The organism is Moorena sp. SIO3I6 (assembly GCF_010672095.1).
Genome location: NZ_JAAHHU010000047.1, coordinates 1 through 15587, shown reverse-complemented (window position 1 = coordinate 15587; position 15587 = coordinate 1). Strand labels below are relative to the sequence as shown.

Here is a 15587-nt window from a genome sequence, read left to right as displayed (position 1 = left end):
ACTTGCCAGTTGACACTCAGCACTCGCTACTCGGTACTTAGGACTGTAACAAAAAAAATATGGCTGGGTGAATTAGACTTCACCCAGCCAATTTAGTTCCAAATATTTAGTCTCAAATACCCTAACAAGGAATTAAACGATTCCCTGCCAATTGTTTGTGGAGGTTGCTCCAGTGTATGCCTTCGAGACTGGGTAACACCAGGTGGGCTGCTCCAACTCGTTCAACCGGACCAAGTCCCACAGCCCACATACCAGCAGCTAGAGCGGCTTCGACACCAGATCCGGCATCTTCTACTACTACACAATAAGCGGGTTCCAATCCCAACTGCTGTGCTGCGTGCAAGAAGAGATCTGGTGCTGGCTTAGAGCGGGTCACACTGTAGCCATCAGAAATGGAATCAATGCGATCGCTAATACCCAATCGTTCCATAACTTCCTTGGCATTTTTGCTACCGGAGCCAATGGCAACTTTGATACCAGCTTCCTTGAGTTCAATCAGTAACTCTAGAGCTCCAGGTAGTAAGTCAGCCTTAGAGATGTTCTTGATCAATTCCAGATAGTACTTATTTTTGCGATCCATCATCTCTTGGAGTTGCTCTTCTGTGGCTGAGCGACCGTTCAAAAGTTCCATCAGGGACTCTCGACGTGAAAGACCCCGCAGTGCTTCGTTGGCCTCGCGATTAAAGGGAATACCCTCTTCATCAGCTAGTTTTTGCCAAGCTTGGTAATGATATTCTGCGGTATCAGTGATTACGCCATCTAAGTCAAAAATCACACCCTGGATTTGAGCTGGAGAGCCGGGGGGTCGAGAACTTGAGGAGATGGTAGCCCCAGATTGGGCTGTTTGAGTACTGGTTTCTGGATTTAGATCAAACTCGTACTTCTGTCCACGCCATTGCAGCTTAAACTTCAGACGTGTCCAGCCCGGTAGGAAGTGGGGAGTAGCAACCGGTCCGTTGTCTGTGAACTTGATCCCAGCACATCCAAAGATTATAGCTTGCCATAGACCACCACCGGAAGCAGCATGAATTCCTTCATGAGCGTTACGCCGCACATTTTCTAGGTCTACCATCGCTGCCCGCATAAAGTGTACATAAGCTTCCTCGGTCTTTCCTAATTCACAGGCGAGGATGGCGTGAACCGCAGGACCGAGGGACGAACCATAGGTGTGATCGGTGCGAGGAGAATAGTAGTCCCAACTTCGTTGCAAAATTTCCCGATATTTGTCTGGGTTAGAGGTTACGCCGTACTGCTCCCGCATCAGGTATAGCAACATCAAGACATCTGGCTGCTTGAGTACTTGCTTTTTAGTTGCTCCCTCAATGCCAAGGATAGCCTGCATGGAACGGGTACGTGGCTCGTAATCTTCCAGGTTGATGTCTTCAATTTGGAAGAACCCCTCACACTGTTCGATTAAGTTCCTTTCATGGTCATAGGGTATCCACATCCGACGGATAATTTCAGACCACAGACTAACTCGGCTTGGAGTTAGCTCCAGTGTTTCTTCCAGTTCTTTAGCTTTCTGTGGATGTTCCCGGCGTAACCAGTCTAGGACAAACTGAGCAGTCTCTAGGTGCCATTGAACCATGCGGTTGGTGAAGGCATTGTTGTCTACCCCTTCGTGGTATTCGTCCGGACCAATCACATCCCGGAGTTCATAGCGCTCCCGTTTACCATTCCACTCAACCCGAGTTCCCCAGAATACCGCTGTATCTAGGATAATTTCAGCACCGTAACGTACCACCCAGTCATCATCACCGGTAGCTTGCCAATATTTCCAGATACCATAGACTACATCAGTAGTGATGTGGAGTTCGCGATCGCCACACCAAATTCGGATTGGGTCTCCATCCTTCTCAGCGGAGAGAACCCAGCGAGGGGTTACTTCGTCACCGGTGTCAGCACTTTCCCAGGCGTAAACGGCTCCCGGATAGCCCTGAAGCTTAGCTTTACGCCTTGCCCCAGGTAAAGTATGGTAACGGTAGGTCAGCAAATTCCTGGCAATCTGGGGCTGAGTTAATATCATCAGGGGCAGCATAAAAATTTCTGTGTCCCAGAAAACGTGACCCCGATAGCCAAAACCAGAAAGGGTTTTAGCGGGAATATTCACCCGGTCATCATGACGGGGAGCACAAATGAACAGTTGGAACAAATTGTAGCGTATAGCAATCTGAGCGTTGAGGTCCCCTTCAATGACAACATCGCTATCTTGCCAAATCTTATCCCAAGCTGCCTCATGTCGAGAGAATAGGGTGAGATAATCCGGTTGGTTGACCAGGTGTTCCTGGGCTACCTTTTCTGGGGTTTCGGTGTCCCGGGATGTGAACACACTAATTACTTTATCCAGGGTCACCAGCTGTCCTGAGCGCACTTGTAAGGTAGTGGCTAAGGTGGGGTGACCTTCACAGCCCTTGAGCTGTATTTGGGCATCATCAACACCACTTACACTGACTCTCGAAGCCATACCCAGTTCGATCGCAGTATGACGGGTGCGAACGTGTAACCAGATACTTCCTTCGGATGTCTGGTTAGTTCCAGTTGAAATCTGACCCTGTTTCAACCATTCCCAGTGGAGCACCCCTTGGTTATCTGGGTAACCATTGATGCTGGCTTGAATTTCGATTGCCCCATCGAAATCCACCGGAGTGATTTGACAGCGAAGGGCTAATACATGGTCATCAGCCATACTGGCAAAACGCTCGATATGGATATCGATAGTCTTACCACCAGGAGTACGCCAACGCACATCACGAGTTAGCTTGCCTCGATGCAGGTCAAGTTGACGTTCGTAGTGCAAGATCTCGCCTTGATCAAGACGAAAGCGTTCACCTTCTACAACTATCACTATAGGTAGCCAATCAGGACAATTAGCCAGTTCAGTATAGACAACTGGCACATCGTCGTAGACACCATTAATCAATGTCATTGGCCATGCAGCGTGATACCCTTCCTCAAAGCTACCTCGGGTACTGAGGTAACCATTGCCAATGGTAAAAACGGTTTCCTTGTAGTGCAATTGAGTCGGATCAAACTTGGTCTCAGTTACTGTCCAGTCGCTGTAGATGTGGTTAGAGCTAGATGGGGACGATACTTTGGCATCCATAGTTAGTCGTTAGTGTTGCTGTGGTGGGTGGTTCCTTGAGTGAGGTCAAACGCTTCCCTTCGCTTGTGGGGTATAGGGTGTAGGGTTTAGGGAGTAGGAGAGAGGGGTGATGGGGGTGTGAACAGAAGATGGCACAACGCCACCCTTGAAACTCGGATCACTAACACCAGATTTTACCCATACCCCATACCCAACAATCTAAACCCCTGCTGTCAAGGGAAGGCTACTAGCAATTAATTGAAATAGTTATTGGCTCAGGCAGATTGCCCATAATTAGTGAATTCACTAATAATTTGCGATTTCCGCATTAACTGACCCATGAACAAATCTTTGGTTAGCTGTTGGTAGCCAACATCGGAGGATGAGTTTAGGTCAGTTAACGATATGAAGCTTAATAACTAGTAATTTCTATAACTAGTAATTTCTAGAATCAGCCTCCATCGTTCCATGAGTTTTCTACAACTCCGATTAGGAGTAACGTTTGTCGGACTTCGTTCCACTCCCGCGAACGGCAATGTTGTAAAGGCTTGTGGGGCTAGCAGCACATTTTTCCCTCACATTAACTACTAGGGAAAGGGCTACGAGCTGGCGGTCATTCGTAGGTGTCGTAACCATTACAACCAGCGGACTAATGTCCATCGCGGTGCATCTTAGCTAGGAAATTCCCGATTAACCGGAAACTACCAGGGAATTAACTAAGAGTGAGTTCTTATTAGCTTAAAATCAGTATAATTTGAATGGTTTTAAGCATTACTTTAGAAACAGTCAGGGGAACGATTCAGTTGTGATCCTTTCAGCTCTCCCTCCTCACTTTTTTATAGCCCATAATCTCTGATTAACGCGAGCTATGCTCGGCTAGTAACTTTGCCGCTCTGGGTTTGTAAATCAGATAGAACAAAGCTTCTAGGTAGCGCAGCAAAGCTTCTCGGCTTTCTTTAGAGGTTTCGCTCCAGAATCCGTAAATTTTTGCGAGTGAGAGCAGCTGCTTGGTATGCAACTGCCAATTGTATTTATCCCGAACTCGCTTAATACCTGCGTGAGAAATTTTCTGCCAGTAGTCAGGGGTGTGTTCGCACTTTGAAATAAATTGCTGAATTTTTTCGGCAGTCCCTTGCAAGTCTGTGGGGTTAATGAGAAACCCATTATCGCCGTTTTGAATAATCTCTGATGGTCCACCAAATTGAGTAGCAAATGTTGGTAAACCGGAGACCATGGCTTCTAAAACGGTGAGACCAAAGGCTTCAAAGCGAGCAGGATGGACTAAAATTCCCCCCAAATCAGCAATCACTCGGTAGGATTCGCCGATATCGGGGGTGGTCAGACGTAGTCCGATCCATCGAATTTTGCCGTGAAGATGGTATTGCTCAATTAGCTGGTTGAGCTTCTCAATTTCCCCTTTCTCTTCTGGATCAGTGGCGTCCTCAACCCTGACATGGCTAGTGATTAAAATTAGGTTGCACTGTTCCTGAAGTTCTTTTGAAGTGGCAAAGCATTCCACTAAGCCACTCAGATTCTTGATTGAGTTTAGGGGCGCAATGCTGAGAATCGGGCGCTGGTTAGGACTGTTGAGATAGCCGATAATTTCGGGGTCTTCCTTGGTCAACAGCAAGTCTTTAACCCGTTCACTGTCGTCGGCAATCCGGTCTGATGTCTGAGTGTAGGGAAAGAAAATGTTTTCGTTGACCCCTGGTGGTACCACATTAAATTTGGGGCTGAATAACTCAATCCCATTCACCACATGATAAAGTTCAGGCATACTGAAAGACTTGTAAGACTCGTAGTAGCCTACACTGTTTGGTGTTCCCACAAGCTCCTCATAGGTACTGGTCAGAATGAAATCTGCTGAATTCATCGCAATTAAATCAGCGGTGAATTGTATGGAGAAGTTATATTGGGACTCAAAGTCTTTCCAGTAGAGGTCACTAAACAGATATTTAGGCTTTTCCATGGTGTGAGCAATACTGCCATGGATAGCGTTTAGGCGTCGAGCTAGCAGAAACGCAACTAAACTCCCATCGGAATAGTTTCCGATAATTAAGTCTGGACGACCCTGGAATTCTTCTAGCAGGGCTTTTTCTGAATCTAAGGCAAAGGATTCGAGATAGGGCCAGATCTCAAATTTGGAAATCCAGTTGTCGGTGACGTTTGGGTTAAATTCCTCGAAAGGAACCCGCAAAATCCAACCGTTGCTGGTGCCTTGGATTTTTTCTAGGCGTAGATTGCACTGGGTACCTTCACAGTTGGGAATTAGGCGAGTCAGAACGATCACCTTTGGTTCGACACCAAGAACGTCAAGACCTGAGAGTTTAATATTGTTTTGGATTGTTTGTTCCAGGCTACTGGCTTGGTCGATGACGTATGCCACTTGACCAGCGGTTTCGGGAAGACCCAAGACTCCTTCTTGGCCAACCCAGCCATGAACGGAAACCAGAACAACCCGAAATATCAGGGGAATACGAGAAATAAAGGCTTCGAGTACTGCATGATCAGGAGCGTCCATTAACCGCTCGAGGAGTTCTAGGGTTTCGCGCACCCGACCAGCAGTGTTACCCCAACCTGCTTCAAAACCGAGAACTTGAAGCTCGAAGCGAAACTTTTCATAGGGGGTGTGAGCTGGTAGCTCTCCCACTAATGTTAGTGCTTGCTTAACCTTTTCAAAGAGTTGGGTAGTTGAGTCAATCCGGTTGTTGAGCAGTAATGGTGTGTGGTCGTAGTGGTGCGCTTGTAAGTTTTTCAACAGCTCCTCTAGCCACTGCTCAGAGTCAGCAAATAATTGGCTAGATAGGTAACGGTTAAGAAACTCCAGCCCATTGCCAATCTTTCTCGGGTCACGAATTGTAGGAGTATTTTTGTAAAACGGACCAACATCAATTTCTAGCAGACCCCCTTTTTCTGGGAAGTAGCGCTTAACCCAGCGATCGCGTAAGCTTAGTAACTCCTCCACTGGCATTGGTTCAAAACTGGTCAAATCCGCTGCCAGCCGATAGATTTCTTGAGAAGCAACCCTTGTCCGCAGGAGAAGCCAAAGGTTTTTCTCTTCCAGAATAATTTCGTGGGTATAGTTCAGTAGTTCGGCGATAGAGGAAGTTCTTTTAAAGTAAGCAGGCTTGTCATGAGTAGTGCAGTAATTATCAAACGCTTGCAGAATCTGATTCCTTAGAAAGTACTGCTCTTGTTCAGATCGCAGTTGGCTGATAAACTGACGCAAATCAGCTTTCTCGTTACTTTGGAGAACAGCTCGTAACAAACTAGACATAGTAACTTAGCGTGTCTTGTCCATGGTGGGTCTGTAACCTACTCCCGCTCTAGCCCTTGGCTAGCAGGGAGTAGGATTGTCGTCGGAGATTGGCTCACTCCTTGGGATCTTCTGGCAGTGGGGCAATCGCTTACCCCACTATCGTGATTTGAATTAGGGCGGGGTGTGCCAAGCTTTAAGTAAGCAACCGCCATATTTACATGATTCCCCTAGATCGACAAGGCAGTTGGAAAATACATGGAAACAATTAAGCTTTTAATTATGATTAAAATAATTTTGCTAGGTGTGCTTGACCCATGAAGAATTAAATTCGCCACAGGTTGCACCTGCCGATACCCCACCTACACTTAAACACCCTGAACAATAGGTTTCAACTCCCACGCACTAATGGTCAAGACAGCTTGCCGATCATCGGCACTCAGCAAGTATAAAGGAAGTGCGTGGGAGATCAGCGCTCAGTGGTAAGGGTCAATTCTATGAAAGCCTTACCTTTGTCAAATCGGACAAATTTATAGCGCTATGCTTTGTCTTTTCCCTTTGCTATTAACTGGATGAGCTTTCGATCACAACCGTGAGGTTACCGGAATTTTTGACCACTTTACAGGTGGTGGTTGTGTCAGCTCGTTCCAATTGCAAGTCTAGCACCGTTGAGCCAATCCGCAAGTTACGAACTAAGAGTTGATTGATAAAATTTGGTAAAGTTGGTTTGAAAATATGTAAATTGTTTCCTGAAGCATCCGGTCGCAAATTCACCATCATTTGCAGCAGTTGGAAAATACTGCCAGTTGCCCAGGCTTGGAGAGGACAGGCTCCTGGATACTTGACCGGAGAGCTGTTGGGAGTGCGCTGGTAACCAGAGAATAGTTCTGGAGGACGATAGTAGGGTTGCTCAACTGTCATGTCAATCATGCCTTTGGCAATTTCTAAGGCTTGATCGACTTGATTTAGCGATCGCAATCCTAACGCAATCAAGGAATTTTCGTGGGGCCAAACGGATCCGACGTGATAGCTGATCGGGTTGTAAGCAGCGGATTGATTACTGAGGGTACGAATCCCCCAACCATTGAACATATCTGGTGCTAACAGCCGCTTTGCTACACTAGCTGCTTTTTCTGGAGTAAAAATACCCAATGACAAGCAATGACCAGGATTGGAGGTTATGCTATCTACGAGTTTTCCTTCTCCATCTAGTGCTAAGGCACAGAAGTCTAGGTCGTCTAGCCAAAAATCCTGATTGAAGCGTTGCTTGAGTTCCTGGGCTTGGTTTTCCCAACGCTCGGCTAAATCAATTCGCCCCTTGATCCTGGCCAGATGGCTTAGCCTAACTTTAGCGCCATAGACATAAGCTTGGACTTCGCATAATGCGATCGCTCCCGTTGCTAGGGTACCATCACGAGTGACCATGGAATCACCGGAATCCTTCCAGCCTTGATTACGCAAACCCTTTTTGGACTGGCGCTGATAACAGAGATAGCCGTTTTGCTGAGATTGACGATCAATCCAATCCATGGCAGCCAAAGCATTGGGCCAGAGCTTGTCTCGGGTAGTTGTGTCATTGGTCCAAGCATAGTAATCGGCATAGAGCATCAGCCACAGTGGGGTAGCATCAACTGTACCGTAGTAGGGAGTGTGAGGAATTTCCCGACAGCGAGCCAATTCCCCAACCCGTAGTTCATGCAAAATCTTACCCGGTTGCTCATCCCGCCATGGGTTATCCTCTTGGCCTTGGTAGTGGGCTAAAATTTCCAGAGTACCTTTAGCAATGGTAGGGTCAAGAATTAAGGTTTGTGAGGCAGCAATTAAGGAATCTCGTCCAAACAAGGTGGAAAACCGAGGTACTCCTGCGGAAAGAACTGTGCAGCCATTAATAGTCTGCCTTAGTAAAAAGATGTCTCGTATTGCCCGAGAAATCACTTGGTTAACGGTTTCATTATCTGAGCTAATGTGAGTTACCTGTTTATACCATTCCTGGTTTTGGAGTAAGTTAGCGGTCTTAGCTTGTTCAAGGGTGGCTGGAATTTTAGCTCTAGTGATTCGCGCTTTGTGGGTGACCAGTTCCAGTCGATAGCCTAAAGTTTCAGTAGCCCCAGGCTTGAGGCACAATTCCCAAACCGCTGTGTCTCCTTTGTAGGTGTCTGGGAGACGGTGCATAAAGTAGATCTGAGATTCAATCAGGGAGTTATCGAGTCCCTGGTAAGCTAGGTTAATGGTATTGGTGTTGAACTCAGTTAGGGTTAGCAGGGTATCTAAATCGATATCAGGCGGTAATGAACGCAGCAGAGTTCCCCGTTGCTGTCGCTGATGACCCCGAACTTCAAACCAGTCTTTAAAATCGGCATCGAAACTGAGGCTGACGGTGAAGCTAAGGGGTTGAGTGTCGTAATTGGTGATTACAATTTCTTCCCATAAGCCACCATGGAGGGCTAGCTGCCGCTGAATGCCTAGGGTTTTTGGGGGAAGATTAGGTGAGCGGGGATTACAACACATGACCGATAGGGCAAATCCTTCTTCAGCAGTGCTACTCAGGGGAATGGGGAGTTGCCCTTCTATTTGTAACTCTAAGCGAGAGAGAAAGCGGGTATCTTGACAAAATAACCCGGTTGTGCTATTAGTTTCGTTTTCTAAGTTCCCCGAAATATTCCCTAGGGTATCTGTGATTAAAAACAGGTCATCTACTTTGAGAGGAAGGGTTGGTAGAAGTCTTGAGGTGGTGGGCCATTCGGTCATCGACAACTGCTCGCTAGGAAGATATCGTCTACCATCTCGTTCGATAATCTGTAAATCCATAAAATCAGCGCTGGGGCTTTGGGTTTAACTAGTGGTGGGCGCTTGGGGGATGTCATCAGTCTCTCTCTACCGCTGTGGTAAGGGTCGGGAGACATGGACATGACCCAAGTTAATTATCAATTTTTTTTGACAGGTCGAGTCCTCAGAGGATTGCTACCCTAAGAGCTAAATGGTAATCCCTAACCTTGAGTAATGACTGAAGCAAGAACTATTTTTCGGAGCAGCGCAGCCACTAGTACCTTAGCTATTCACTACCATGTCGCTATGCCTCAGCCTCAATCCCATCTGTTTGAGGTAACGCTGCAAGTGGAAGGCTGGGAAGCCCCTTTGTTAGATTTAAAGATGCCAGTTTGGACTCCAGGCTCTTACTTAGTGCGGGAGTATGCTCGACATTTACAAGATTTCTCTGCGGATACGGGTAATCCTAGCCAGTCTTTACCGTGGCGGAAACTGGCCAAGAATCATTGGCTAGTGGAAACTGGTGATGGGTCGGCTATCACTGTGCGTTATCGTATCTTTGCTAATGAATTAACGGTACGGACTAATCACTTAGATGCTAGCCACGGTTATTTTAATGGTGCTGCTCTGTTCTTGTTCATCCCAGGATTTGAACAATACCCTTGCCAGGTTACTATCGCGCCACCTAATCCCGATTGGCGGGTGACCACACCCTTACCGCGAGTGTCAGGAAAATATAATACCTTCAACGCAACGGATTTTGATACCTTAGTCGATAGTCCGTTTGAAATTGGTGATCATAAGCTCTATGAGTTTGAGGTTTTGGGAAAACCCCATAAATTGGCAATTTGGGGAGAGGGGAATGCTGACCCAAAGCGGATTATTGAGGATACTACAAAGATTATCAAGGTAGAAGCTGAGCTGTTTGGGGGTTTACCTTATGATCACTATTTGTTCTTGCTGTATCTAACTGGTAGTGGCTTTGGGGGACTGGAACATAAGGATAGTTGTTCGTTAATTTACTCACGCTTTGGTTTTCGGGCAAAGGATAAGTACAATCGCTTCCTGCAACTGGTGGCTCATGAGTTCTTTCACTTGTGGAATGTTAAGCGGATTCGACCATTAGCCCTAGAAACCTTTGACTATGAACAGGAAAATTATACGACATCGTTGTGGTTTTGTGAAGGAACAACCAGTTACTATGACTTATTAATTCCCCAACGGGCTGGTATCTATGATGCTAAGACGTTGTTAGAAAATTTGAGTAAAGAAATTACCCGGTTTTTAACTACACCAGGACGTAAGGTGCAGCCCCTGAGTGAGTCGAGTTTTGATGCCTGGATTAAGCTTTATCGACGGGATGCGAATAGTGATAATAACCAAATTTCCTATTATTTGAAAGGGGAAATGGTGTCGTTATTGCTGGATTTGTTAATCCGGGAGCGCCATGGAAACCAGCGATCCTTTGATGATGTGATCAGGAAGATGTGGGAGCAGTTTGGTAAACAGGAAATTGGCTTTACTCCCCAACAACTAAAAGAGGTAATAGAATCGGTAGCAGAGCTAGATTTAAGTAATTTCTTCTCGAAGACTATTGAGGGTACTGGGGAATTGCCCTTCAATCAGTATCTCAAACCCTTTGGCTTACAAGTGGTGGCTGTGGATGAAGAATCTGTGCCTTACTTGGGGGTGAAGGTGAAGACCGAGAATGGTCAGGACTGGATCCAGTTTGTGGAGATGGATTCTCCTGCGGCAGTGGCAGGAGTGGATGCTGGTGATCAGTTACTGGCTATTGATGGGTTGCGAGTCAATGGGGAGCAATTATGCGATCGCTTAAAAGATTACGAAGCTGGTGATGTTATCGAGCTTAGTGTATTCCATCAGGATCAATTGGTCACTCTACCGATTACATTAGGGAAATCTCAACCCAGTCGTTACCAAGTGATGCCAGTTAAAAATCCTACCAATGTCCAGCAGCAGAATTTTTCTGGGTGGTTAGGGGCATCTTTAGCCAAGATGAGTTGAGGGTAATCGGTAATTGGTAACTGACCCAACTATTACTTGATTCCATTTTTTTGGGAAGCCAGAGGAGGCTTTGAGTGTATAGCAGTTCTCAACTTAGCCCCCTTTGGTTATGGGTCAAAACAGAAAAACGATCCACTCAACCTATGGGCTGTCGCTAATAAACTTCATCATGAGTGCCAATTGATTCTAAAAGAATTGCTTGTATTTTTTCATGTTTAACAAATTTAAAAATAATTCTTAAGTCATATCCAACACTACAAGCCCAAGAATCTTGAAGATTGCCTTTTAATTTATGGGTTCGTAATCGAGGATCAAATGGTTCTATACATAATAATTTTAGCGTGTTTTGAAGGTTTTGAGCGGTTTGGGGTTGTTTTTTGACAAGTTTTTTCGCCTCCCGAACAAAGGCACTGGAACGTAGTAATACAAACGTCACGAGAGAATTTCCTCCATCAGCTGTTCAGGAGTAACGGGTTGACATTTTCCTTCGGCAAACTCTTGTTGAGCTTCTTTAACATCTCTAATTCTCTCGGCTCTTCGCCGAGAGCGAAGACGATTTATTAAAATACTAATTAGATTTTCTTGATCCTCTAAGGGAAGTTCATCCGCTGCTTCTAATATTTCTGAAAAGGTAGTTTTTGTCATGATGCTTTTTATTTTAGGTAAACTTAGTTTTCTTCATTATAGCAATTATCTATCCCATGAGGGACAAAGGTATCCCCCGTTGGTCCCCCTTACAAAGGGGTACTTTGAGGTTGATAAGCGTACCTGGTAAATGCAATAAACGCTATATATATTTTATCCACCACGATTGACAGTTATAATTTAATCATTAATCATAATAGCAGCTTACCACTGCCAGCATGATTTTATCCTGATAAGGAGTGCGATTGTAATGCTTCAAGCTTTACCAACGTTTATAACTGTTGATCAGTTTATTACCCAGTATGGTGACAAAGAAGGCTATGAACTAATCGATGGGGAACTAATTGACATGGAACCTACGGGACCACATGAGGAAGTAGCAGGGTTTGTGGGACGGAAGTTAAATGTCGAAATTGACCGAGGATACCCAGATTATGTTATTCCCTACCGATGTCTGATCAAAATTTTAGGAACTCAAACAGCTTTTCGTCCTGATGTGATTGTATTAGATAGAACTCGGCTCGTAAATGAACCTTTATGGCAAAAAGAGCCTGTGATTACGTTGGGAACCTCAATCAAGCTTGTTGTTGAAGTTGTTAGCACCAATTGGCAGAACGATTATGCTCGTAAAGTTGAAGATTATGCCATACTAGGTGTTCCTGAATACTGGATTGTCGATTATCTGGGCATTGGTGGTAGAGATTATATTGGTAAACCTAAACAACCAACAATTACAATTTGCACTTTGGTAGATGATGAGTATAAAAAACAATTATTCCGAAATGATGATGGTCTTGTTTCCAAAGTCTTTCCGAATCTTAGTTTAACTGCTAACCATATTTTTTGCTCTAGTCTAATTTAGATATTATTGTTAGATATATAGCAATTATCGTAGTCATGATGGACAAATGTATCCCCCTAAATCCCCCTTAAAAAGGGGGACTTTGAGGTTGAAAAGTGTACCTCATAACTGCGAAAAATGCTATATAATGGTAAAACCAGTGTATAAATAGGAGACAACATGAGTAGTGTCATATCAAAGCATATTGAAATTACACCGGGGGTTTGTGGTGGCAAACCTCGCATTGCCGGTCATCGTATTCGGGTTGAGGATATTGTCATTTGGCACGAAAGAATAGGATTGTCGCCGGATGAAATTGTTTCACAATACCCAACCATTACCTTAGCAGATGTCTATGCTGCTTTAGCCTATTATCATGACCATTTTGAGGAAATCAGGCAACAGATTCGTGAGGATGAAGAATTTGCCCGTGATATGCAAGAAAAAACACCGTCTTTGGTTCAGCAAAAGTTAAAGCAGTAAGATGCCTCAGACAATTCGGTTTCACTTAGATGAGAATGTCAACAAGGCCATCGCTGACGGGTTAAGGCGGAGAAAGATTGACGTTACGACCACTAGCGATGCAGGATTAATTTCCTCTTCGGATGAGGAGCAATTAAGATTTGCTTACAGCCAGGGGCGAGTGATGTTTACTCAGGATAGTGATTTTTTGAAATTACACAATTCTGGCTTTGAACATTGCGGAGTTGTTTATTGTGTGAAGGGACGTCGCTCCATCGGTGAAATTTTGCAGGGATTAATTTTGATTTGGGAGGTGCTTGAGGCTGAAGAAATCGCAGGAAAGGTGGAGTTTTTATAAGCGATGCAGTGGCCTCACGGGGGTTCCCCCCACTCGCGCTTTGCATGGCTGACATGGATTAGTGATCTCAAAAGCCTCGTTCACGCACCCTACAAGATTGCGATCGCACTGCATCGCTAAATAAATGGTATAAGCCCCCCGCTGTTTTGGGGGGTATGGGGGGAGGGAAAGGGAAAAGCGATCGCAAAGCAAACCCTCAATCAACAAAAACCAATCGCCTCAAAACTCTCATCACCTCACCAGGATTACCAGTTGGCACCGGCTGAGTCCACTCCGTTACCTCAGCAAATCCTCTGATATATAGGGCGTGAATTATTTTTTTTACCCCTTTGAGTGAACCAATCACTATAACTTTGACATATTCTCTGCCAGAAACTGGCTCCCTAGAGGCTTGAAGCTTAATCGATGCTGAGGTGTCTTGGCTAGAATCACCTAGAAAACTCTTGAGCATTTGGCTTGTCCCAAATTTTAGTTAACAAATATATTCGCAGATCTGCGAATATTAAAAGGCTATCGGATATTCGCAGATCTGTAAAGATTTACTAGCTCATGATCTTTTGACACGATCGAGGTCATGGGAAAAGTAGGAAAAGCGCTCAAACAAACCTTAGCAACCCACGGCATCAGCCAAAACAAATTGGCCGTAACACTGGGAGTTAGACCATCGGTGGTATTTCGCTGGTTTCATGAGCAAACTGATCCTAGCGGGGAAACCATTGCGGATATTGCTAAAGCACTCCAGAGTATCAATCCCTCCGCTGCTGCTGAATTCGTCAAGCTTTACCTGGGGGAATTCATAGAAGACCAAATCGAAAACCAAGACGAAGAGGAATCCTAGACTGGCTTTGGGTAGAATAATTCTTGTTGTTTGTTAATTCTCAATTAACAACGCCTCGATTCAACTCTGGCTTCAACCAACAAGCCACTTCATGGTCAACACTTACTAATTCCAAGGTGGGATCGTTCTGCCAACATTTATCAATCACGAAAGGACAACGAGCCGCAAAGGGACAACCTTGGGGATAATTGGTTAAATCTGGTGGTAACCCTTCAATGGTCTGCAAACGCTCTTGGCGCTGTTCATCCAGACGGGGAATACTATCGAGTAAACCAATAGTATAGGGATGGCGAGGATTTTTATAGATTTCCATCACCGATGCTTGTTCTACTACTTGACCGGCATACATCACTAAAATCCGATCCGCTAATCCCGCCAATAGCGCCAAATCATGGGTAATCCAAATCACGGCCATGCCAATTTCTTGGCGCAGTTTCTTGACTAATTCTACAATTTGAGCTTGGATGGTCACATCCAAAGCAGTGGTAGGTTCATCGGCAATCAGCAACTGGGGATTACAGGCTAATCCCATGGCAATCATGACTCGCTGGCGCATCCCTCCAGAAAATTGGTGGGGATAGTTACTAATCCGTTCCGCTGCACCAGGAATTCCGACTAATTCTAAGAGTTCAATCGCCCTAGATCTTCCTTGCTCTCGGGTCATCCCTTGGTGTAACCGTAGGGCTTCTGTAATTTGCCTTTCTACCTTTAGTACTGGGTTAAGGGAAGTCATGGGGTCTTGAAAAATCATCGCGATACGGTTACCCCGGATTTTCCGCATTTCCCCCTCACTAAGCTTTTGGAGGTCACGCCCTTCAAAAATGACTTCACCATTGGTAATCTTTCCAGGAGGTGAGGGGATTAGTCCCATAATCGACAGGGCGGTGATACTTTTACCAGAACCGGATTCACCAACAATCCCTAGGGTTTCCCCTTGATTGACCTGGAAGGAAATACCATTGACAGCATGGACAGTACCAGCTGGGGTGAAAAAGCGTGTTTCTAGATTACGAAGGTCTAGGATTGGTGACAAGGGAAGAATTGAGAATTTAAGTATAGTTTATAGGATATAGCAAAGGGAGTAGGGAGTAGGGAGCAGGGAGCAGGGAGCAGGGAGCAGGGAGTAGGGAGTAGGGAGTAGGGCGTGTTTTCTTGCCTCGGAGATCCCCCTAAATCCCCCTTAAAAAGATACGGCTGGCGAAATTAATATTTGTTTACAAAAGGATGAGCAGATGTGGAAAAGATCCTTTGTTCGTAGTTGGTTTGGGAGTTACAGTTGAAACAATTGTATCAGTTATCAAACTGAGGAGTTGC

General features: G+C 45.2%; 12 protein-coding genes. 5 read left to right on the top strand and 7 right to left on the bottom strand.

The genetic code is table 11. The annotated features are described in order from the left end of the window. Window positions 1-121 precede the first annotated feature (121 nt). The 3 genes from pgmB to F6K49_RS15690 form a co-directional block, all read right to left on the bottom strand. Window positions 122-3103 carry a beta-phosphoglucomutase gene (pgmB, locus tag F6K49_RS15700; protein WP_293098139.1) on the bottom strand — a complete coding sequence of 994 codons (2982 nt, stop codon included), beginning with the start codon at window positions 3101-3103 and terminating at the stop codon, window positions 122-124. A gap of 835 nt (window positions 3104-3938) precedes the next feature. After that, entirely contained in the window at window positions 3939-6359 is a 2421-nt protein-coding gene (locus F6K49_RS15695; RefSeq protein WP_293098136.1) for a sucrose synthase, read from the bottom strand. A gap of 543 nt (window positions 6360-6902) precedes the next feature. Continuing rightward, window positions 6903-9086: an amylo-alpha-1,6-glucosidase gene (locus F6K49_RS15690; RefSeq protein ID WP_366514192.1), complete on the bottom strand. Its 2184-nt coding sequence runs from the start codon at window positions 9084-9086 to the stop codon at window positions 6903-6905. Between the two features lie 252 nt (window positions 9087-9338). On the opposite strand from F6K49_RS15690, the gene F6K49_RS15685 reads away from it, so the two are divergent. Then, window positions 9339-11129, top strand: a complete 1791-nt coding sequence (locus F6K49_RS15685; protein WP_293026261.1) for a M61 family metallopeptidase — start codon at window positions 9339-9341, stop codon at window positions 11127-11129. A 154-nt stretch (window positions 11130-11283) separates the two neighbouring features. On the opposite strand, the gene F6K49_RS15680 is transcribed toward F6K49_RS15685, so the two are convergent. Both F6K49_RS15680 and F6K49_RS15675 read right to left on the bottom strand, forming a co-directional pair. Next, window positions 11284-11565 carry a type II toxin-antitoxin system mRNA interferase toxin, RelE/StbE family gene (locus F6K49_RS15680; protein ID WP_293026263.1) on the bottom strand — a complete coding sequence of 94 codons (282 nt, stop codon included), beginning with the start codon at window positions 11563-11565 and terminating at the stop codon, window positions 11284-11286. Then, a complete protein-coding gene (locus tag F6K49_RS15675) occupies window positions 11562-11774 on the bottom strand; it encodes a hypothetical protein (protein ID WP_293026265.1) in 213 nt (70 codons plus the stop codon). The genes F6K49_RS15680 and F6K49_RS15675 overlap by 4 nt, the downstream gene beginning before the upstream one ends. 250 nt (window positions 11775-12024) lie before the next feature. Between F6K49_RS15675 and F6K49_RS15670 the strand changes: the two genes are divergently transcribed. The 3 genes from F6K49_RS15670 (at window position 12025) to F6K49_RS15660 (ending at window position 13435) form a co-directional block, all read left to right on the top strand. Continuing rightward, window positions 12025-12636, top strand: coding sequence for a Uma2 family endonuclease (locus F6K49_RS15670; RefSeq protein ID WP_293026267.1), 612 nt, complete (start codon window positions 12025-12027; stop codon window positions 12634-12636). 159 nt (window positions 12637-12795) lie between these two features. Continuing rightward, entirely contained in the window at window positions 12796-13098 is a 303-nt protein-coding gene (locus F6K49_RS15665; protein WP_008185608.1) for a DUF433 domain-containing protein, read from the top strand. A 1-nt stretch (window position 13099) separates the two neighbouring features. Beyond that, window positions 13100-13435, top strand: a complete 336-nt coding sequence (locus F6K49_RS15660; RefSeq protein ID WP_293026270.1) for a DUF5615 family PIN-like protein — start codon at window positions 13100-13102, stop codon at window positions 13433-13435. 196 nt (window positions 13436-13631) lie between these two features. Here the strand turns inward: F6K49_RS15660 and F6K49_RS15655 are convergent, their stop codons facing one another. After that, complete coding sequence (locus tag F6K49_RS15655; RefSeq protein ID WP_293067811.1) at window positions 13632-13886, bottom strand: hypothetical protein; 255 nt, start codon at window positions 13884-13886, stop codon at window positions 13632-13634. 123 nt (window positions 13887-14009) lie between these two features. Here F6K49_RS15655 and F6K49_RS15650 point away from each other — a divergent pair, with 123 nt between their 5' ends. Beyond that, window positions 14010-14273 (top strand): helix-turn-helix transcriptional regulator, encoded by a 264-nt coding sequence (locus F6K49_RS15650; RefSeq protein ID WP_075902219.1) that lies wholly within the window; start codon window positions 14010-14012, stop codon window positions 14271-14273. A gap of 40 nt (window positions 14274-14313) precedes the next feature. On the opposite strand, the gene F6K49_RS15645 is transcribed toward F6K49_RS15650, so the two are convergent. After that, a complete protein-coding gene (locus tag F6K49_RS15645) occupies window positions 14314-15306 on the bottom strand; it encodes an ABC transporter ATP-binding protein (protein WP_293067816.1) in 993 nt (330 codons plus the stop codon). Window positions 15307-15587: the final 281 nt, after the last annotated feature.

Coding starts and splice junctions, on each gene's coding strand:
- F6K49_RS15655 (WP_293067811.1), bottom strand. CDS start 13,886: ATGCTCAAGAGTTTTCTAGGTGATTCTAGCCAAGACACCTCAGCATCG.
- F6K49_RS15675 (WP_293026265.1), bottom strand. CDS start 11,774: ATGACAAAAACTACCTTTTCAGAAATATTAGAAGCAGCGGATGAACTT.
- F6K49_RS15695 (WP_293098136.1), bottom strand. CDS start 6,359: ATGTCTAGTTTGTTACGAGCTGTTCTCCAAAGTAACGAGAAAGCTGAT.
- F6K49_RS15690 (WP_366514192.1), bottom strand. CDS start 9,086: ATGACCGAATGGCCCACCACCTCAAGACTTCTACCAACCCTTCCTCTC.
- F6K49_RS15670 (WP_293026267.1), top strand. CDS start 12,025: ATGCTTCAAGCTTTACCAACGTTTATAACTGTTGATCAGTTTATTACC.
- F6K49_RS15665 (WP_008185608.1), top strand. CDS start 12,796: ATGAGTAGTGTCATATCAAAGCATATTGAAATTACACCGGGGGTTTGT.
- pgmB (WP_293098139.1), bottom strand. CDS start 3,103: ATGGATGCCAAAGTATCGTCCCCATCTAGCTCTAACCACATCTACAGC.
- F6K49_RS15650 (WP_075902219.1), top strand. CDS start 14,010: ATGGGAAAAGTAGGAAAAGCGCTCAAACAAACCTTAGCAACCCACGGC.
- F6K49_RS15660 (WP_293026270.1), top strand. CDS start 13,100: ATGCCTCAGACAATTCGGTTTCACTTAGATGAGAATGTCAACAAGGCC.
- F6K49_RS15685 (WP_293026261.1), top strand. CDS start 9,339: ATGACTGAAGCAAGAACTATTTTTCGGAGCAGCGCAGCCACTAGTACC.